Below are 21,000 nucleotides of genomic sequence, written 5' to 3' on the forward strand. Positions count from 1 at the left end.
TACTGATATGTCGAAAGTTTTAGTCATTGGCGCCGGCGGTGTTGCCAGCGTTGTTGTTCAAAAGTGCGCTAAATTAGCAGACGTTTTTTCTGAAATTCACTTGGCCAGCCGCACGCTCTCAAAATGTGAAGCTTTACAAGAGAAAGCCGGCAAAGATCGCGTCGTCGGTGTTTACCAGGTGGATGCCGATGATTCAGCCAAAGTGGCTGACTTGATTCGTCAGATTCAACCTTCGCTGGTCATCAATGTTGCGTTGCCTTACCAGGACTTGCCGATCATGGATGCTTGTCTGGAAACTGGCGTGCATTACCTTGACACCGCAAACTACGAGCCTAAAGACGAAGCGAAATTTGAATACTCATGGCAGTGGGCTTATCAGGAGCGCTTTAAAGAAAAAGGCTTAATGGCCTTGTTGGGTGCGGGTTTTGACCCGGGCGTAACCAACGTATTCACCGCCTATGCGGCAAAACACTACTTTGACGAAGTGCAATATCTGGATATCGTTGACTGTAACGGTGGCGATCACGGACAAGCTTTTGCCACCAACTTTAATCCAGAAATTAACATTCGTGAAATTACCCAACGCGGTAAGTATTGGGAAAATGGCGAGTGGCACGAAACCGACCCGATCAGTGTGCGTAAAGATCTGGATTATCCTAATGTTGGTGTACGTGCATCTTACTTGTTGTTCCACGAAGAGCTGGAGTCGCTGGTAAAACACTTCCCGACGCTAAAACGTGCGCGTTTCTGGATGACGTTTGGTGACCAGTACCTGACGCATCTGCGCGTACTGGAGAACGTCGGCATGACGTCGATACAGCCGGTTAAGTTCCAGGGACAAGACATTGTGCCACTGGAATTCCTAAAAGCGGTACTACCAAACCCAGGCTCACTGGCCGAAGGCTATACCGGTAAAACCTGTATTGGTACTTATGTGACCGGGATTAAAGATGGCGAACAAAAAACCATCTTTATCTACAATAACTGTGACCATGCTGAAACCAACAAAGAGTTGGGCGCACAAGCCGTGTCTTACACCACTGGCGTACCGGCGATGATTGCTGCGGCGATGATGTTAGAAGGTCAGTGGATGAAACCGGGTGTCTGGAACATGGAACAATTTGATCCAGACGAATTTATGAATCGTTTGAACCAACACGGCCTGCCTTGGCAAGTTGTTGAGTGCGATCAACCTTTTGGCGAATAGCATGAGTAAGTATACATCACCGAACATTCCCTCACCATGTTATGTACTCGATGAGGCTCTGTTGCGTAAAAACCTGCAATTGATGCAGCGCGTGCAAGAGCAAAGCGGCGCTGACATTATTCTTGCGTTGAAAGGTTTTTCTATGTGGTCGGCCTTTCCGATTGTACGGGAGTATCTGAAAGGGTGTACCGCAAGTTCGGTATGGGAAGCAAAACTTGCGGCCGAAAAATTCGGCCGTGAAGTGCACGCTTATGCACCGGCCTATAAGCAAGATGACATTGATCAACTGCTACCGTTGGTTAATCACATTTCGTTCAACAGCTTAGGCCAATGGCAACGCTACCGCGAACAAGTTAAAGCCGCTGGTGTTTCAATGGGTTTGCGCATTAACCCCGAACATCAGGAGGCGGAAACCGAGCTTTATGACCCAAGTGCTCCGGGCTCTCGCCTGGGGGTAAAGGCAGAAAGCCTTGAAGGTATAGAGTTAGAAGGTATCGAGGGCTTCCACGTTCATAACCTGTGCGAATGTGACTCCTTTGCACTGGAGCGTACCCTGGAAGCGGTCGAGAAACGTTTCGGCCACTATCTGAAGCAGATGAAGTGGTTAAACTTGGGTGGCGGGCACTTAATGACGCGCGCCGGCTACGATGTTGATCACCTCATCGAACAGTTGCGCGGCCTTGCGGAACGTTACGATTTACAGGTTATCCTCGAACCTGGCTCAGCCGTTGCCTGGCAGACCGGACCACTCATTTGTGAGGTGGTCGATATCGTCGAAAACGACGGTAAGATCGCGTTATTGGATATTTCTGCAACCGCTCACATGCCGGATGTATTGGAAATGCCTTACCGCCCTGCCATTACCGGAGGCGGTTTACCGCACGAAAAGGCGTTCTCTTACCGTCTGGGCGGCAACAGTTGCCTGGCCGGGGACGTTATCGGAACATACAGTTTTGATCATCCGCTCAGTGTTGGTGATCGCTTGGTGTTTGAAGACATGATGCATTACACCATGGTCAAAACCACCTTTTTTAACGGCGTACAACATCCTGCCATTGGGATTCTGCGTGAGGACGGTTCCTTCGATTGCGTCCGTCAGTTCCGTTATGAGGACTTCCGCGACCGACTGTCTTAACCCATTGAAAGGTCAACCAATCGCTTACCAAGCCCGCCTTAAAGTAATTTTTGGCGGGCTTTTTCGACGGCGGAGGGTGGCATCAATTTAGCCAGTTGCTCGAGCTTTTGTTGAATACGCTGATGTTCGTCACGATCGCCGGTTTCCGCATGATGCAGCCAGTGATAGGCGTGGGTAAAGTCATAAGGACTGCCGTTGCCGGCCAGCATGATATCGGCAAAACGTTTTTGCGCGGCTAAGTTACCTAAAGACGCCGCTTCACGCAAATAGCGAATAGCCCGCTCAGTGTCTTGCTGGACTATAGTGCCCGTATGGTAATAGCGACCAAGCTGCTCAAGCGCCTGAATCAACCCTTGATCCGCAGCCACACGCATATAATGCAGCCCAAGCTCGACATCGCGCTCATAACAAACGCCCCAAGCTAACATATCACCATAGAGAAACTGATACGTCGGACGTTGCTCAAGTTCAGCCTGAGCTTCGATGTCCATGACCAATTGGCAGCGATCGATCTGCTCAACCTGTTGCAAGTGACGATTATCCTCGAACATACTGACCAGCGCTTCATCGGTATAAAGCTGAACCGCCTCTAACTCATCAGCGGGTTCGGACTGTTGAGCAAGTGCAGATGCTGACAGCAGCGCTGCAGACAGGACTAGCGCCGGCGACTGGAGCCATATTTTCGCCATGAAGAAACCTCTTATTCAACCGATATCACTGTTATCGGCAGCGATTGCTAATCCCTTAAATACCAAATCGTCAATGCGTTGGTAACTGACGTTTTCCACCTTTTGCAATGACTTTAACAGTCGTTCGCCATCACCACCGGTCACCACCACCGAGAAGGGTTGTTGCGCAAATACGTCTGCAGACGCTGTTAATGCCTGCGCTATTGCTCCCACCAGAGCATAATGGACGCCATAGCTCATGCCCTGCTGTGTATTCACGGCCGGCACCCTATGGCAGGATTCTGATAACAAATCGGAAAGGTTTGCGGTACCTTTATGCAGGGATTCCTGCATCAGACGCCGCCCTGGCACAATCCATCCACCAAGGTGATGGCCGTCCTGTTTCAGCCAGTCGATGGTAAGCGCCGTACCGGCATCAATAATAAGCGCGTTGTCCTGGCGTAGACTTCGATAGCCAACCAACGCGAACCAGCGATCCGCACCGAGTTTCGACCAGTCCGAACCGTAACCATTAGTCACACCACCAAATTCGCGTTGGGTATGTAACCAGTTCACCGGACCAACAACGGACGCGAGCTTCGCCTCAATCAACCTCGCTGCCTCAGGAGCACCGACACGGCACCCCCACGCACGAGGCTGCTTACCAAGCGCGCTGCTTAGCTTCGTACACCAGTGCTGATCGAGCTTCTGTGCGATTTCGGTGTTCACGAGTTTTTCTTCGAAGACCACCTTGCCATCATCATATACGACAAACTTGGTCCGGGTATTACCGTTATCAATCAATAACATGTGCCGCCCTCAGCGATACCTCGCCGCCAAAATAACGAATAATACTGCCCTGCTGGTCGAGCAAAATGGCACCATTCTCGTCGATCCCACGGCAAATCCCTGAAACCGTCCGCTGTCCCATCATTAATGTCACCGGTTGATTAAGATAAATGTCATAACTGACCCACTTATTCCGGGTTGGTTCTAATCCATACTGGCTAAAGCGTTCCAGGGCATCCAGAACATTCCGGTAAATACTTCCTGCAATCGCATTACGCGACCAATCCGCGGAAATATGTGCCGCAATATCGGTCCAACGTTGGTCGATGGCTTTAGCGCCTTGTTCAGGCATGCGCAAGTTTACACCAATACCAATTACGCTAGTGCTTTGCCCATCAGAGCGTGAGTCCAGTTCAACCAGAATTCCGGCGAGTTTTTTATGTTCAACGTAAACGTCGTTCGGCCATTTGACACCAACATCTTTTATACCCAGCGCCGTTAACGCGTCCGCAACGGCAACGCCGACAACCAGACTCAGACCCATCGCACTATTAATGCCGTCCGTTAACGGCCAGTAAATGCTGATATAAAGATTACTGCCAAAAGGCGAGAACCAGGGCTTACCGCGACGTCCGCGTCCGGCCGTTTGTGCTTCTGCAAATACCGCGTAACCCGCCGGTAACGCTTTAGCGTGACTGAGGGTACGAATCTCATCGTTGCTTGAGCCAACCACTGACTGTACTTCAAGCTGTTGTTGATTAACTGCGGCAGCCGCAGCGATCGTTCCAGCGTCCAGCAGTTCCAGTCGATGTCCCAGCCGATAGCCCTTGCCATGCACCGAAAAGACCTCTACGCCCAGTTCAATCAGCTTTTGGATATGCTGGTTAATGGCGGCTCGGGTTACGCCCAGTTGCTCACCGAGTGCCTGACCAGAATGAAAACGTCCGTCGGCTAGCAACTGCAACACATCATTGATGCGATTATTCATACAACAGGCTCTCCAGCTCAGGTGGACTTAATAACCCGGCTCGACCAATTAATCGGACTTCCGGCTCTAAGCGCACAGCAAATGCGTGGAAAACCTCATGCACAATCTTTCGGCATAAACGAATAACGGCATCTGCGGTTGCAGTGCCCTTGTTGACCAACACCAATGCCTGTTGCTGATGTACCGCGGCACCATTAATCTCGAGTCCTTTAAGTCCGACTCGATCAATCATCCAACCCGCTGCGAGCTTCACATCATTACCGTGTTGGAAATACACAACATCAGGATGATTTTCGAGAATCTGTTGCAGATGTTGCTTTGATACCACCGGATTCTTAAAAAAGCTGCCGGCATTTGGTGTGATCTCAGGATCAGGTAGCTTGCTTTGTCGCACTTCAATCACTTTGTCGTAAACGGCTCGGGCATTAACTTCCTTACCGATCAAGCTCTGTAAAGGTCCGTAGCTCAGAACCGGTTGCCATTGCTTGGGGATGTTAAAGTTGACGTGGGTTATCAGGTATCTGCCTGGGTTTTGTTTGAATAAACTGTCACGATAGGCGAACTGACAATCCTTGACTGAAAAGCGCTGTTGCTTTGCCGCGTTGATGTCGACAACTTCCACACTATCAATAAAAGTGCCTACTTCAATGCCGTAGGCGCCAATATTCTGCACAGGCGCTGCGCCAACGGTGCCCGGGATCAGGGCGAGGTTTTCCAACCCGTTGATGTTTTTAGTGAGGCAATAGTTCACCAGTTGATGCCAGTTTTCAGCGGCACCAACCCGAAGTTTGTAGTCGGTTGCTGTTTCGCTTTCTTCAATACCGGTAAAGTCCGGGACAACAACGGTGCCCTGATAATCATCTATAAATAAGGTATTACTGCCACCGGCGAGGATGATAACGTTATCCAGTTTCGCCAAGTCCGGCAATTGTGCCAGCGAGGACAACCTAAATAATGCAGAAGCTTTAGCAGGTAATTGAAAGGTATGAAGTTGTTGCAGATCGACCGACATGCGTTACCCAATTAATTTGATTGCCAAAATTGTAGCATAGCCAGCGAAAGAACCGGAACTCTATAAGACAGCAAAGCGACAAGGGTGCGGGTTCAGATCGTCGGTCACCATCGGCTGAAGGTAACGCCGCGGGCCGAGCGGGCATAAAAAAAAAGCCCCGAGCGTGAGCCCGGGGCTTTCCTTAATTTGAAGTCTGGCGGTGTCCTACTCTCACATGGGGAGACCCCACACTACCATCGGCGCTGGTATGTTTCACTTCTGGGTTCGGAATGGAGCCAGGTGGTGCCATACCGCTATGGCCGCCAGACAAAAACTGTCACAACATGAAGGCTGATTGTAATGCCACTCGTTTGATGTCGCGCTCTGCGCAACCTCTGTTATTCGGTAAAGGTATCGTGCTTGTGCTTAACGATTCCCAAACACCTTGGGTGTTGTATGGTTAAGTCTCACGGGCAATTAGTACGGGTTAGCTCAACGCATTACTACGCTTCCACACCCCGCCTATCAACGTTGTCGTCTTCAACGACCCTTCAGAGCACTTAAAGTGCTAGTGAGAGCTTATCTCGAGGCTCGCTTCCCGCTTAGATGCTTTCAGCGGTTATCGATTCCGAACGTAGCTACCCGGCAGTGCCACTGGCGTGACAACCGGAACACCAGAGGTTCGTCCACTCCGGTCCTCTCGTACTAGGAGCAGCCCCTCTCAACTCTCAAACGCCCACGGCAGATAGGGACCGAACTGTCTCACGACGTTCTAAACCCAGCTCGCGTACCACTTTAAATGGCGAACAGCCATACCCTTGGGACCGACTTCAGCCCCAGGATGTGATGAGCCGACATCGAGGTGCCAAACACCGCCGTCGATATGAACTCTTGGGCGGTATCAGCCTGTTATCCCCGGAGTACCTTTTATCCGTTGAGCGATGGCCCTTCCATTCAGAACCACCGGATCACTATGACCTACTTTCGTATCTGCTCGACGTGTCTGTCTCGCAGTTAAGCTGGCTTCTGCCATTACACTAACCGTACGATGTCCGACCGTACTTAGCCAACCTTCGTGCTCCTCCGTTACTCTTTGGGAGGAGACCGCCCCAGTCAAACTACCCACCAGGCACTGTCCTCACACCCGATTAGGGTGCCAAGTTAGAACATCAAACATACAAGGGTGGTATTTCAAGGATGGCTCCACACCAACTGGCGCCAGTGCTTCAAAGCCTCCCACCTATCCTACACATGTAGGTTCAATGTTCAGTGCCAAGCTGTAGTAAAGGTTCACGGGGTCTTTCCGTCTAGCCGCGGGTACACTGCATCTTCACAGCGATTTCAATTTCACTGAGTCTCGGGTGGAGACAGCGTGGCCATGGTTACACCATTCGTGCAGGTCGGAACTTACCCGACAAGGAATTTCGCTACCTTAGGACCGTTATAGTTACGGCCGCCGTTTACCGGGGCTTCGATCAAGAGCTTCGCTTACGCTAACCCCATCAATTAACCTTCCGGCACCGGGCAGGTGTCACACCCTATACGTCCTCTTTCGAGTTAGCAGAGTGCTGTGTTTTTAATAAACAGTCCCAGCCACCTGGTCACTGCGACCACCATCAGCTTACGACGCGAAGTCTTCACCAACAGTGGCGTACCTTCTCCCGAAGTTACGGTACTATTTTGCCTAGTTCCTTCACCCGAGTTCTCTCAAGCGCCTTAGTATTCTCTACCTGACCACCTGTGTCGGTTTCGGGTACGGTCGATGTTTATCTGAAGCTTAGAGGCTTTTCCCGGAAGCATGGCATCAACAGCTTCGCACCCGTAGGTACTCGTCTCGTGTCTCGACCTTAAGAGCCCGGATTTTCCTAAGCTCTCAGCCTACGCACTTTCACCAGGACTACCAACGCCTGGCCTGCCTAGCCTTCTCCGTCCCCCATCGCAATAAACATCGGTACAGGAATATTAACCTGTTTCCCATCGACTACGCGTTTCCGCCTCGCCTTAGGGGCCGACTTACCCTACCCTGATTAGCATGGGATAGGAAACCTTGGTCTTCCGGCGTGGGAGTTTTTCACTCCCATTATCGTTACTCATGTCAGCATTCGCACTTCTGATACGTCCAGCATGCTTCTCAACACACCTTCATCCGCTTACAGAACGCTCCCCTACCCAGCAACAAGTTGCTGCCGCAGCTTCGGTGTATGGCTTAGCCCCGTTACATCTTCCGCGCAGGCCGACTCGACTAGTGAGCTATTACGCTTTCTTTAAAGGGTGGCTGCTTCTAAGCCAACCTCCTAGCTGTCTGTGCCTTCCCACATCGTTTCCCACTGAGCCATAACTTTGGGACCTTAGCTGGCGGTCTGGGTTGTTTCCCTCTCCACGACGGACGTTAGCACCCGCCGTGTGTCTCCCGGATAGTACTCTGCGGTATTCGGAGTTTGCATGGGGTTGGTAAGTCGGGATGACCCCCTAGCCCAAACAGTGCTCTACCCCCGCAGGTATTCGTCCGAGGCTCTACCTAAATAGATTTCGGGGAGAACCAGCTATCTCCGGGCTTGATTAGCCTTTCACTCCTAGCCACAAGTCATCCCCTAATTTTTCAACATTAGTGGGTTCGGTCCTCCAGTTGATGTTACTCAACCTTCAACCTGCTCATGGTTAGATCGCCCGGTTTCGGGTCTATACCTTGCAACTCGACGCCCAGTTAAGACTCGGTTTCCCTACGGCTTCCCTATACGGTTAACCTTGCTACAAAATATAAGTCGCTGACCCATTATACAAAAGGTACGCAGTCACCCCACAAGGAGGCTCCTACTGCTTGTACGTACACGGTTTCAGGTTCTATTTCACTCCCCTCGCCGGGGTTCTTTTCGCCTTTCCCTCACGGTACTGGTTCACTATCGGTCAGTTGGGAGTATTTAGCCTTGGAGGATGGTCCCCCCATATTCAGTCAAGATAACACGTGTCCCGACCTACTCGATTTCACTTTTCATGCGCCGTCACATACCGGGCTATCACCGTCTCTGGCTCTGCTTCCCAACAGATTCTGCTAACGCATGTAAAGCTTAAGGGCTGTTTCCCGTTCGCTCGCCGCTACTAAGGAAATCTCGGTTGATTTCTTTTCCTCCGGGTACTTAGATGTTTCAGTTCTCCGGGTTTGCCTCCTGACACCTATAGATTCAGTGCCGGATACTCTGTAAACAGAGTGGGTTTCCCCATTCGGAAATCCATGACTCAAGTGCCTCTTACTGGCTTATCATGGCTTATCGCAAGTTAGTACGTCCTTCATCGCCTCCAACTGCCTAGGCATCCACCGTGTACGCTTAGTCACTTAACCATACAACAACCAAAGTGTCTGTGACCCTTCAGATGCTGTAATCGCAACTAAGATTGTTTGTTCTCGCTGTACACAAGTTCGATACGCCTCTACCTAATCACAAAGGTTCAAATAGAGTGGCATTTCTTTCTTTTTACAATCAGCTTTCCATGTTGTTAAAGAGCGTGTAACACAAAGTTACCGGTAAACATTCAAGTCCTGAACGCTTAGCGCTAACGTCGTATTGCTACAGAGATAATAAGTGGTGGAGCCAAGCGGGATCGAACCGCTGACCTCCTGCGTGCAAGGCAGGCGCTCTCCCAGCTGAGCTATGGCCCCGGATAAAGCCTCATTTTTGAGTGACTGGCAAGGCGGGAAGTCGCGAAGCATACACCAGTATGCGAGTGACTTTCCAACGCAGCCCAGGCGCTCAAAATGGTGGGTCTGAGTAGACTTGAACTACCGACCTCACCCTTATCAGGGGTGCGCTCTAACCAGCTGAGCTACAGACCCAGTAAACCTTCAGGCATCATCTTGTGCCAAAGGCACAAGCTACCCAAATGTATCTCTGTATTTTATCAAGCCGGCAAACTGTGTGGACACTCACATCAGTCAGCATAATGTAAGGAGGTGATCCAGCCGCAGGTTCCCCTACGGCTACCTTGTTACGACTTCACCCCAGTCATGAACCACACCGTGGTGATCGTTCTCCCGAAGGTTAAACTAACCACTTCTGGTGCAGCCCACTCCCATGGTGTGACGGGCGGTGTGTACAAGGCCCGGGAACGTATTCACCGTGGCATTCTGATCCACGATTACTAGCGATTCCGACTTCATGGAGTCGAGTTGCAGACTCCAATCCGGACTACGACGCGCTTTATGAGATTCGCTTACCTTCGCAGGTTCGCTGCCCTTTGTACGCGCCATTGTAGCACGTGTGTAGCCCATCCCGTAAGGGCCATGATGACTTGACGTCGTCCCCACCTTCCTCCGGTTTATCACCGGCAGTCTCCCCAGAGTTCCCACCATTACGTGCTGGCAACTAAGGATAAGGGTTGCGCTCGTTGCGGGACTTAACCCAACATCTCACAACACGAGCTGACGACAGCCATGCAGCACCTGTCTCAGTGTTCCCGAAGGCACCAATCTATCTCTAGAAAGTTCACTGGATGTCAAGGGATGGTAAGGTTCTTCGCGTTGCATCGAATTAAACCACATGCTCCACCGCTTGTGCGGGCCCCCGTCAATTCATTTGAGTTTTAACCTTGCGGCCGTACTCCCCAGGCGGTCAACTTAGTGCGTTAGCTGCGTTACTCACGTCTTAAAGACACGAACAACTAGTTGACATCGTTTACGGCGTGGACTACCAGGGTATCTAATCCTGTTTGCTCCCCACGCTTTCGTACCTCAGCGTCAGTCTCTGACCAGGTGGCCGCCTTCGCCACCGGTATTCCTTCCAATATCTACGCATTTCACCGCTACACTGGAAATTCTACCACCCTCTTCAGGACTCTAGCGTGCCAGTTCAAAATGCCATTCCCAGGTTGAGCCCGGGGCTTTCACATCTTGCTTAACACACCGCCTACGTACGCTTTACGCCCAGTAATTCCGATTAACGCTTGCACCCTCCGTATTACCGCGGCTGCTGGCACGGAGTTAGCCGGTGCTTCTTCTGTGGCTAACGTCAACTGTAACCGCTATTAACGATTACCCTTTCCTCACCACTGAAAGTGCTTTACAACCCGAAGGCCTTCTTCACACACGCGGCATGGCTGGATCAGGGTTGCCCCCATTGTCCAATATTCCCCACTGCTGCCTCCCGTAGGAGTCTGGGCCGTGTCTCAGTCCCAGTGTGGCTGATCATCCTCTCAGAACAGCTAGGGATCGTCGCCTTGGTGAGCCGTTACCTCACCAACTAGCTAATCCCGCTTGGGCCCATCTCTAGGTGTGAGGCCCGAAGGTCCCCCACTTTGGTCCGTAGACATTATGCGGTATTAGCCACCGTTTCCAGTGGTTGTCCCCCGCCTAGAGGCAAGTTCCCAAGTATTACTCACCCGTCCGCCGCTCGTCAGCAAAGAAGCAAGCTTCTTCCTGTTACCGCTCGACTTGCATGTGTTAGGCCTGCCGCCAGCGTTCAATCTGAGCCATGATCAAACTCTTCAATTAAAAGTAGTTCAATCAACTCAATGAATTACGCGTTTTTGCTTAGCTTCAAATTTGAAACCTTGCTGAACACTCATTCAAAAGTTGCAATACATAGTTCGTTTTGCTTAACTTTTGCAAGTGCCCACACAGTTTGCTTGGCTTGATATATTGTTAAAGAGCGTTGCTTCTTTCCGAAGCAGGGACGCGTATTTTACATCCCTTTTCGTTATCGTCAAGCGCTTTTTTCTGCTTTTTGATAACTCTTTTTTCTTCCGTTGTCGGAAGCCGGCTACTCGTCTCGCGTGCGCCTTTCTCCCTGACAACGGCGGCGAATTATAGAGATCTTATCTCGCCTTGCAAGCACTTTTTGGGAAAAAGTTTTCAACTGCTCAGTTATTGTTCAGAATCGCTTTTTTCCGTTGATTTTTTAGCCTCTTTGGCATCATTTTGCCCTTCAGCTTTAAAATCTGCGTCATTACTGTCCTCGTCACCAACCACATGTTCTAATTTTAGCTTCTTCACATTCTTTATGGTCAGCACCGGGCCTGACAAGGCATAAAGGAAGAAGATTCCAAATAAAACCAATGACGGCTGGGTTGCTACGATGACGAAAGCCAACACAACGACCAGGATAACAACAAAGGATACCTTTCCTTTCCAGTCGACATCCTTAAATGAATGGTAGCGGAAGTTGGTAACCATCAATAATCCCGCACAAATAGTAACGAGTGCCGCAAAGCTGCCCATATCGCTGCCATCAATACCGTACTCGGTACCCACCCAGACTAAACCTGAAACGACAGCGGCTGCACTTGGAATGGCGAGCCCCTGGAAGTAACGCTTATCCGCTGTTCCTAAATTGGTGTTAAACCGCGCCAGTCTTAACGCACCACCAGCAACAAAGATAAACGCCGCGAGCCAGCCGAGCTTACCGAGGTCACTTAACGCGTAGTTATACATCACTAATGCCGGTGCCATACCAAAAGAAACAATGTCGGCCATACTGTCGTACTCGGCACCAAAGTCACTTTCGGTATTGGTCATGCGCGCGACCCGGCCATCGACTCCGTCAAATACCATGGCAATGAAAATCGCAACGGCCGCTTCTATATAGCGTTCATTCATTGACGCCACGATCGCGTAAAAGCCAGAAAATAGCCCGGCTGTTGTAAAAAGGTTCGGTAAAAGGTAAATGCCGCGGCGTTTATTACTGTCTGTTGCCATGCTTGGACGTTCCTTAGTGTGTCAATTCAATAATGATTTAGTCTAGCACAGTCGCTACAAACCTTGAAAACCCAACTTTTCAACAGCCAGAAATCAAAAAGCCCACCGCAAGGTGGGCTTTAGCGATTAATGAATGACGAGTTTCTCATCCTCGACCGACACTCTAATAGTCTGTCCCGGCGTTAGTTCACCCGCCAGAATCTTCTGTGCCAACGGGTTCTCCAACTCGTGCTGAATCGCACGTTTTAAAGGTCGTGCACCAAAGACCGGATCAAAACCGGTTTTCGCCAGATGATCCAACGCGGCATCATCCAGTTCTATCGCATAATCACGTTCTTCCAGACGCTTGTACAATAATTGCAGTTGCGCCTGCGCAATCGAGCGAATCTCCGCCTGTCCGAGTGGGTGGAATACCACCGTGTCATCAACCCGGTTGATGAACTCCGGACGGAAGTGCTGGCTGAGCACATTCATCACCATCGCTTTCATCTGCTCATAGCTATTTTCATGAGCATGCTCCTGAATTAAATCCGATCCCAGGTTCGAGGTCATAATGATCACCGTGTTTTTAAAATCAACGGTACGACCCTGCCCGTCCGTTAAGCGACCATCGTCCAGGACCTGCAACAGAATATTAAAAACATCCGGGTGCGCTTTTTCCACTTCGTCCAGAAGAATCACCGAATAAGGTTTACGTCGCACAGCTTCGGTTAAATAACCGCCTTCTTCATAGCCAACATAGCCCGGAGGCGCACCGACCAAACGTGACACCGAATGTTTTTCCATAAACTCGGACATATCGATGCGTACCATTGCGTCATCGGTGTCAAACAAAAAGTTCGCTAGTGCCTTGGATAACTCGGTCTTACCAACCCCAGTCGGACCAAGGAATAAAAACGACCCAATCGGACGGTTCGGATCGCCCAAGCCCGCTCGTGAACGACGAATTGCATTGGCTACGGCATCGACGGCTTCATTTTGACCAACCACACGTTTATGCAGATTCTCTTCCATCTTAACCAGCTTCTCGCGCTCTCCTTCGAGCATTTTACTGACCGGTATACCCGTCCAGCGCGACAACACATCAGCAATCTCTTCATCACTGACGCGATTTTTCAACAGACTCATGTCCTGCATTTCGGCCTGTAGCGCAAGATCCAATTGACGCTCAAGCTCAGGGATACGCCCATATTGCAATTCCGACATGCGATTGAGATCGCCGGCACGACGGGCAATGTCCATATCAGTGCGTGCTTGTTCTAACTGCGATTTAATGTGTTGAGTGCCTTGAACCGCCGCTTTCTCCGAGTTCCAGACTTCTTCCAATTCTTTGTATTTGCGTTCCTGATCGTCAAGCTCTTCGTGCAGTGCTTCTAACCGCTTCTTGCTCGCATCGTCTTTTTCCTTCTGCAACGCCTGACGCTCCAGTTTTAACTGAATGATGCGGCGCTCCAACCGGTCCAGCTCTTCGGGTTTAGAATCGATCTGCATACGAATACTTGATGCCGCCTCATCAATTAGATCAATCGCTTTATCCGGCAGTTTGCGGTCACTGATGTAACGATGCGACAACGACGCTGCCGCGACGATAGCCGGATCGGTAATTTCAACCGAGTGGTGAATTTCGTAGCGCTCCTTCAGGCCACGCAGAATGGCGATGGTATCCTCGACCGTGGGCTCGTCCACCAGCACTTTCTGGAAACGGCGTTCCAACGCCGCATCTTTCTCAATGTATTGACGATATTCATCCAGCGTAGTGGCACCAACACAATGCAACTCGCCGCGCGCCAGCGCCGGCTTTAACATATTACCGGCATCCATAGCACCGTCAGCTTTACCCGCACCGACCATGGTGTGCAGCTCATCAATAAAGAGGATGATGCGTCCTTCTTCTTTTGACAGTTCGGTCAATACCGCTTTTAACCGTTCTTCGAACTCACCGCGGTATTTCGCCCCGGCCAGCAGAGCCCCCAGATCCAGTGATAACACCCGCTTATGTTTAAGACCTTCGGGAACCTCACCATTAATAATACGCTGCGCCAATCCCTCAACAATCGCCGTTTTACCGACCCCGGGTTCACCAATCAGAACGGGGTTATTCTTGGTGCGACGTTGCAACACCTGAATGGTGCGACGGATTTCTTCGTCACGACCAATGACCGGATCCAGTTTGCCCTGCTCCGCGCGCTCGGTCAGATCAATGGTGTACTTATCCAATGCCTGTCGCTTATCTTCGGCATTCGGGTCGTCAACTTTTTCACCGGCACGCACATCATCAATCGCCTTTTCCAGCTTCTCTTTGGTGATACCGACTTTTTTCATCAACTCACCAAGTGCGCCTTTATCTTCGGTTGCTGCTAATAAAAACAGCTCAGAAGAAATGTAGCTGTCATTGCGTTTCTGCGCATATTTATCACAGAGGTTTAACAGTCGTACGGTGTTTTGCGAAATCTGTACATCGCCGCCGGTACCCTCGACCTGGGGCAATGTATCCAGTGCCTTTGCCAAACCAGAGCGGAATTGCGGAATGTCAGCACCGATCATGGTAAATAACGGGCGTATTGCGCCACCATCCTGATCCAACATCGCCTGCATCAGGTGTACGGGTTCAATAAACTGGTGATCACGGCCGACCGCTAACGACTGCGCATCCGCTATCGCCATTTGAAATTTGCTGGTGAATTTATCGTGTCGCATAGGTACTTCCTCAAATCTGTTTCATTACCAGAAATGTGGGTACTTTTTACGCAAATTCAAGTAATGCCTTACGATTTTCGCCAAATGATTGACGCAAATCGTCCGCTGTCTTTGTGTCGACGGTAAGAGTAAAACTGATCGGAACGGCAGGATGTGCACAGCCCGCTTTGGGTTATTGATGCTATACCCAGCACACGCGCCTGGTGTTCGGCGAGTCCGGGCAGATCGGCGCGCCAACGGTCTTGATCGGCGCTAAAATGACGGTTAACGGCAACATCACCCAATGCAGTTAGGAAGCTATCACGGACATCGTCACCAACCTGAAAGCAATTCTGGCAAATCGCCGGCCCAATCCATAACATCAATTGCGCCGGCGATGTCGGCATCTGTGCCACAGCGCGACTAAGAATACCGCTGGCAAGGCCTCGCCAGCCAGCGTGCACTGCGGCAATCTGCTGACCATCACGTGAGCATAACAGCAATGGCAGACAGTCGGCCGTCAACACCGCACAAGCCGCGCTGGGTTGGTCTGCGATGATGCCATCGGAAGGCGTTTGAATGACTGGCCAGGTAGAAACAATGCGGGTGTGTTGCTGAGCTAAATAGGCAACGGGTCTTGCGATCGCTAGCTCCCGTATTAACCGCCGCCGGCGCAGCACAACTCCGGCGGGATCATCATTTACGTGCGCAGCAATATTACCGAATTGACGAGTGGTAAAGGCGGCGCCGACGTTATCAGGTAACGCCCAATCAGGTTGCAGAATGCGCTTTGGCATCTTCTCTCATCGCATCCAACAGCGCTTCAAAATCTGCCGGCCGCGGTGCTTCAAAGGTCATCCAGTCGCCGCTGACCGGATGATGCAATGCCAACTGTGCAGCGTGCAGCGCCTGCCGGTTGAAGTTTCGTAAGGTCTGCAAAAAATCATCGGAAGCCTGTTTTGGCGGGCGCGGGCGTCCACCATAAGTAAGGTCGCCAACCAAAGGATGACGAATGTGTGCCATATGCACACGAATTTGGTGTGTCCGCCCGGTTTCCAGGCGCAGTCGCAACAGCGTATGGGCACGTAACCGTTCCATCACCCGATAATGAGTGACTGCCGGCTTACCACTGGCAACGACCGCCATATGTGTGCGCTTAGTCGGGTGCCGACCGATAGGCTCATCGACCATACCACCCGCAGTCATTACACCATTACAAATGGCTTCGTATTCGCGGCGGATCTCACGCTTTTGCATCATATCGACCAGCTGTGTTTGTGCCGGTACGGTTTTAGCAACCACCATCAAGCCGGTAGTATCTTTATCCAGCCGGTGAATAATGCCCGCGCGAGGTACCTGATCGATCTTAGGGTAATGATGCAAAAGCCCGTTCAGCAACGTATTATCAGGAGCTCCTGCGCCGGGATGGACCACCAGTCCCGCTGGTTTATTAATAACGATGATGTCATCATCTTCATAGACGATATCCAGCGTGATCGGCTGCGCCTCATGACGTTCTTCTGCTTCCAGCTCCGCATCCACTGCCACCAGTGCACCGAGTTCCAATTTTTCCCGCGGTTTTGTTACCGTTTCGGCATCAACGGACACTTGCCCGGCAGTGATCCACGTTTTCATACGAGAACGGGAATAATCCGGGAACAACTCTGCAAGCGCCTGGTCTAATCGTTTCCCTGCGAGTTCTTCCGGGACAATGGCTTCTAGTTGAATGGTTTCGCTCATAAATTGGTTTTTGCTGTGAAAGCCCTTAATGCTGAGTTAGAATGCCTAACTATTAAATTCTATGCTAGTGTAACCCTTTGCACGGTTAAATGCACTGTAATGTAACGTTTTGAGGTTTTATGAAAGGTCGTATTTTATTGCTGTCGGCTCTGTTGAGTGTGTCCCTGGCGGGCTGCTCAAGCAATTCTGACAACTCAAGTGAAGATTTAAAATACTCGCAAATCGAGTTGATGTACGAACAGGCCCAGGAACAACTGGAAATGGGCAACCTCAATCTCGCCCAAGAGCAGCTGAGCACATTGAATTCGCGCTATCCGTTTGGGCCGTTTGCTCACCAGGTGCAATTGGATCTCATTTACGTCAACTACAAACTCGACAATACCGATGAAGCGCTGGCGGCTATTGACCGTTTCATCAGTTTGAACCCCAACCATAAAGACGTTGATTATGCCCTATACATGCGCGGCTTGGTTAACCAGCGTGCTGAATACAACGCCATTCATGAAATTGCCGGCATCGATCGTTCGGACCGTGACTCAACGATGGCGAAAGAAGCCTTCAAGGATTTCGCTGAGTTAATCCGTAAATTTCCTGACAGTAAATACGCTGCGGATGCCAAGCAACGCATGATTGCACTGAAAAGCCGGCTGGCCAAGAAAGAACTGGCGGTAGCTCAATATTACATGGAGCGCCAAGCGTACCTGGCGGCAGCAAACCGCGGCCGATACGTGGTTGAGCATTTTGGTGATATGCCGGAAGCCGAAAACGCGCTGGCCATTATGGTAGAAAGTTATGAACAATTGGGGCTGGATGAGTTGCGTCAGGATGCCCTAACAGTATTAAAAGCGAACTACCCAAACAATCGACTGATTGATTAAGAGTCACCAACGTGGGTGAGTGGCGTTAACAAACGCTACTCACACCGCTTGTTCGTTTTCTTCTCCGGTACGGATACGAATGACCCGTTCTACATCCGAAATAAAAATCTTACCGTCGCCGATTTTGCCCGTTTGAGCGGTTTCCATAATCGCTTCAATACACCGTTCGACATCACTGTCAGCAACCACCACTTCCAGTTTTACCTTAGGCAGAAAGTCCACCATGTATTCGGCACCGCGATACAATTCCGTATGACCTTTTTGACGCCCGAAGCCTTTCACCTCAGAAACCGTCATGCCTGCAATACCGACTTCCGACAGTGCTTCACGCACATCATCGAGTTTAAAGGGCTTGATAATGGCTTCGACTTTTTTCATCACACAGCTCCCGTCTACAGTTGACGTTGAATTTCATAGCGATAATGACTGGTTATCGGATAACGTCGATCTTTACCAAAGTTACGCGACGTTATTTTCGGACCAACGGCCGACTGGCGCCGCTTATATTCATTGATATCAACAAGTTTAAGCACTTTTCTGACATCATCCTCGGCAAAGCCCGCAGCGACAATTTCTGCCAGTGACCAATCCTGTTCAACATACAATGCCAGAATCCGATCCAGATCGCTATAGTCCGGTAATGAGTCGGTATCGACCTGATCCGGTGCCAGTTCGGCCGACGGCGGCCGCGTAATTACGCGCTCTGGAATCATCTCTGAACGGCTGTTGCGGAACTTCGCCAGTTCAAAAACTAACTGCTTTGGCACATCTTTAATCGGCGCAAAGCCACCGCACATGTCGCCGTATAACGTGGCATAACCGACGGCCATCTCACTCTTATTACCGGTCGTCAGTACTAACGCGCCGGTTTTATTCGATAACGCCATCAACAGCACTCCACGACAACGTGACTGCAGGTTTTCCTCCGTGGTATCGGTTTTACTGCCCTCAAAGAACGGCGCTAACTGGCCCATAAAGGCATCAAACATCGGCTCGATGGTTACCACGTCGTACTGTACCCCGGCTGTTTTCGCCTGTCGCTCCGCGTCTTCCAGACTCATACTTGACGTATATTTAAACGGCATCATCACCGCCTGAACCCGATCGGCGCCAAGCGCATCAACCGCTAACGCCAGGGTCAGCGCTGAGTCAATACCACCGGATAAACCAAGGATAACACGTTGAAAACCGTTCTTATTGACGTAGTCGCGCACCGATAACACCAATGCGTCATAAACGTGTGCCAATCGTTGCTGTTCAGTAACTGGTTGCTCCTGTTCAACTCGAAATGACTCACATTGCACGCCATGATCATCCAGCACAACCGTCGCCAAGGTCATTTGACAGTGCGGCAATTCGGCGATCAACTGACCACGGCCGTCAATCACCAAGGAATGACCGTCAAATACCAGTTCGTCCTGACCGCCACAGTTGTTTAAATAAATAATGGGCTTATTGATTTCGGCGACTCGTTGTCGTAACACCGACAAACGTTGCTGATGCTTATCAATTTCATAAGGTGACGCGTTAACCGAAACGATCGCGTCGATCTCATCATCAAGCATCTTGGCGAGCGGTTCGGGGTGCCAGAGATCTTCACAAATCATCAAGCCAATACGTTTACCCTGCCACTCGAACACTTCCGACTTATTACCCGGAATGAAATAACGCTGCTCATCAAAAACACCGGTATTAGGCAGTCGTTGTTTCTGATAGCGTTGCAGACACTCACCACGATGCAATACCGAGACTACGTTAAACAGCTGTTCACCGGTTTTGCTCGGGTGCCCGACAATGACAACACAGTCCGACGCAGCAGCACTGATTTGTTCAACGGCATTGTCGACGGCACGCTGATGATCCGCCCGGTTCAGTAAATCTTCCGGGGGGTAACCCGTGATGGCCAGCTCAGGAAACACAATGATGTCGTGTTGAGCACTTTGCTCACGAATTGTCTTTAAAATAATCGCTGTGTTGTTATCAATGGCGCCGACGGTAAAATCCAACTGTGCCAGGCAAATTGAGAGCTGCGACATAAACTGCGGTTCCGCTTTATCAATAAAATAATGGAGGCGAATAATATAGTAGCGCGGAACATTGCGCAAATGACGGTCAGTATTTCAGATCGTCCGGTATCGGCAAATCGGAGGCGGGCTTGTTCGGTCGCTTGGCTTTGCCTTTCTTGTGCATTTTCAGCTGATAAACGTAAGCCAGTACCTGCGCTACGGCGACAAACAGGCCTTGAGGAATTTCCTGTTCGAGCTCAGTGGTGTGGTAAATCGAGCGCGCCAGTGCCGGCGATTGCACCAGTGGAATATCATACTCCAACGCGATTTCGCGGATCTTCGCCGCGGTTTCGTCACTACCTTTCGCCAGTACCACCGGCGCGCGAGCACCGTTATCTTCATACTTCAAGGCCACAGCATAGTGAGTCGGGTTGGTGACCACCACGTCGGCTTTTGGCACTTCCTGCATCATTCGGCGATTGGCCATTTCCATTTGCAGCCGTCGTATCCGCCCTTTGACTTCCGGACTACCCTCACTGTCCTTATGCTCGTCTTTTACTTCTTGCTTGGTCATTTTTAAATCTTTCTGATGCTTCCATAACTGGAAGGGCGCATCGATCACAACAATCAAAAAGATCGAGCAGCACAGCAATAAAAACATCCACAGCAGGATATCCAGTGCATTTGCCATCATATTTGGCATCTGCCCCATCGATATTTGCAGAATATTGTCGTACTGCCAGGCCAATAACAGAAACGCACTTACCGCAACGACGAGAAACTTTGCCAAGCCTTTAACCAGTTCCACCAGTGCCTGCACACCGAACATCCGTTTAAACCCATTGAGTGGACTCATGCGTGAAAATTTAGGCGCCATTGCTTTCCAGGCAAAGTTAATACCGCCTAGCCAGCTGTTCCCAAAGAAGGTAAAAACGAGAATAAACGCAAAGATGATTAGAATTGGCCAGATGATTTCACCAAAGGCAATGGCAAAGGCCTCGTACATTTTATTCGGATCAAACGCCTGCTGTCGATCGAGCGTAAAAAAGGTTTGAAAAACTGAGCGCAAACCATCGAATAACGCGCCACCAAACCACATAAAAGCAACCGCAGCGCTGACTAATACGAAGGCCGTGCCCATTTCTTTCGAACGAGCTATCTGGCCCTTTTCGCGGGCCTGCTGTTTTCGTTTCTCTGTGGGGTCTTCTGTGCGTTCCTGATCCGTCTCAGCCACAAC

Annotated in this window: 14 protein-coding genes, 2 tRNA genes and 3 rRNA genes; 3 read left to right on the plus strand and 16 right to left on the minus strand. The window is 50.5% G+C overall.

Features of this window, described 5'->3' with window-relative positions; all coding sequences use genetic code 11:
• Positions 1 to 7 precede the first annotated feature (7 nt).
• Together C5610_RS09995 and nspC are read left to right on the plus strand one after the other, a co-directional pair.
• Positions 8 to 1,207 (plus strand): saccharopine dehydrogenase family protein, encoded by a 1,200-nt coding sequence (locus C5610_RS09995; RefSeq protein WP_105307037.1) that lies wholly within the window; start codon positions 8 to 10, stop codon positions 1,205 to 1,207.
• A 1-nt stretch (position 1,208) separates the two neighbouring features.
• Positions 1,209 to 2,342: a carboxynorspermidine decarboxylase gene (gene nspC / locus C5610_RS10000; protein ID WP_105307038.1), complete on the plus strand. Its 1,134-nt coding sequence runs from the start codon at positions 1,209 to 1,211 to the stop codon at positions 2,340 to 2,342.
• 38 nt (positions 2,343 to 2,380) lie between these two features.
• On the opposite strand, the gene C5610_RS10005 is transcribed toward nspC, so the two are convergent.
• From C5610_RS10005 to rluD, 13 genes are all read right to left on the minus strand, one after another.
• The gene (locus C5610_RS10005) at positions 2,381 to 3,031 is read right to left on the minus strand and encodes a tetratricopeptide repeat protein (protein WP_105307039.1); all 651 of its coding nucleotides are present in this window, start codon (positions 3,029 to 3,031) and stop codon (positions 2,381 to 2,383) included.
• Positions 3,032 to 3,046: 15 nt separating this feature from the next.
• The gene (locus C5610_RS10010; RefSeq protein WP_105307040.1) at positions 3,047 to 3,820 is read right to left on the minus strand and encodes a type III pantothenate kinase; all 774 of its coding nucleotides are present in this window, start codon (positions 3,818 to 3,820) and stop codon (positions 3,047 to 3,049) included.
• Entirely contained in the window at positions 3,807 to 4,787 is a 981-nt protein-coding gene (birA, locus tag C5610_RS10015; RefSeq protein WP_105307041.1) for a bifunctional biotin--[acetyl-CoA-carboxylase] ligase/biotin operon repressor BirA, read from the minus strand. The genes C5610_RS10010 and birA overlap by 14 nt, the downstream gene beginning before the upstream one ends.
• Complete coding sequence (murB, locus tag C5610_RS10020; RefSeq protein ID WP_105307042.1) at positions 4,780 to 5,799, minus strand: UDP-N-acetylmuramate dehydrogenase; 1,020 nt, start codon at positions 5,797 to 5,799, stop codon at positions 4,780 to 4,782. Before murB ends, birA begins: the two co-directional genes overlap by 8 nt.
• 191 nt (positions 5,800 to 5,990) lie before the next feature.
• Positions 5,991 to 6,106, minus strand: a 5S ribosomal RNA gene (gene rrf, locus C5610_RS10025).
• Positions 6,107 to 6,234: 128 nt separating this feature from the next.
• Positions 6,235 to 9,115, minus strand: a 23S ribosomal RNA gene (locus C5610_RS10030).
• 242 nt (positions 9,116 to 9,357) lie between these two features.
• Positions 9,358 to 9,433 (minus strand) — tRNA-Ala (locus C5610_RS10035).
• Positions 9,434 to 9,530: 97 nt separating this feature from the next.
• Positions 9,531 to 9,607, minus strand: a tRNA-Ile gene (locus C5610_RS10040).
• Positions 9,608 to 9,717: 110 nt separating this feature from the next.
• Positions 9,718 to 11,260, minus strand: a 16S ribosomal RNA gene (locus C5610_RS10045).
• Together the 16S, 23S and 5S rRNA genes with 2 tRNA genes alongside form the textbook arrangement of a ribosomal RNA operon.
• A 372-nt stretch (positions 11,261 to 11,632) precedes the next feature.
• Entirely contained in the window at positions 11,633 to 12,463 is an 831-nt protein-coding gene (gene pssA / locus C5610_RS10050) for a CDP-diacylglycerol--serine O-phosphatidyltransferase (RefSeq protein WP_105307043.1), read from the minus strand.
• 126 nt (positions 12,464 to 12,589) lie between these two features.
• Complete coding sequence (gene clpB / locus C5610_RS10055; protein WP_105307044.1) at positions 12,590 to 15,160, minus strand: ATP-dependent chaperone ClpB; 2,571 nt, start codon at positions 15,158 to 15,160, stop codon at positions 12,590 to 12,592.
• Between the two features lie 68 nt (positions 15,161 to 15,228).
• Positions 15,229 to 15,936: a peptidoglycan editing factor PgeF gene (gene pgeF / locus C5610_RS10060; protein WP_105307045.1), complete on the minus strand. Its 708-nt coding sequence runs from the start codon at positions 15,934 to 15,936 to the stop codon at positions 15,229 to 15,231.
• Complete coding sequence (rluD, locus tag C5610_RS10065) at positions 15,911 to 16,879, minus strand: 23S rRNA pseudouridine(1911/1915/1917) synthase RluD (RefSeq protein WP_105307046.1); 969 nt, start codon at positions 16,877 to 16,879, stop codon at positions 15,911 to 15,913. Before rluD ends, pgeF begins: the two co-directional genes overlap by 26 nt.
• A gap of 119 nt (positions 16,880 to 16,998) precedes the next feature.
• On the opposite strand from rluD, the gene C5610_RS10070 reads away from it, so the two are divergent.
• Complete coding sequence (locus C5610_RS10070; RefSeq protein ID WP_105307047.1) at positions 16,999 to 17,757, plus strand: outer membrane protein assembly factor BamD; 759 nt, start codon at positions 16,999 to 17,001, stop codon at positions 17,755 to 17,757.
• Positions 17,758 to 17,796: 39 nt separating this feature from the next.
• On the opposite strand, the gene glnB is transcribed toward C5610_RS10070, so the two are convergent.
• From glnB to flhB, 3 genes are all read right to left on the minus strand, one after another.
• Positions 17,797 to 18,135, minus strand: coding sequence for a nitrogen regulatory protein P-II (gene glnB / locus C5610_RS10075; protein ID WP_105307048.1), 339 nt, complete (start codon positions 18,133 to 18,135; stop codon positions 17,797 to 17,799).
• Between the two features lie 14 nt (positions 18,136 to 18,149).
• Entirely contained in the window at positions 18,150 to 19,793 is a 1,644-nt protein-coding gene (locus C5610_RS10080; RefSeq protein ID WP_105307790.1) for an NAD+ synthase, read from the minus strand.
• A 76-nt stretch (positions 19,794 to 19,869) separates the two neighbouring features.
• Entirely contained in the window at positions 19,870 to 20,997 is a 1,128-nt protein-coding gene (gene flhB, locus C5610_RS10085; RefSeq protein ID WP_105307049.1) for a flagellar biosynthesis protein FlhB, read from the minus strand.
• Positions 20,998 to 21,000: the final 3 nt, after the last annotated feature.

The organism is Idiomarina sp. OT37-5b, assembly GCF_002968395.1.
GTDB lineage: Bacteria > Pseudomonadota > Gammaproteobacteria > Enterobacterales > Alteromonadaceae > Idiomarina > Idiomarina aquatica.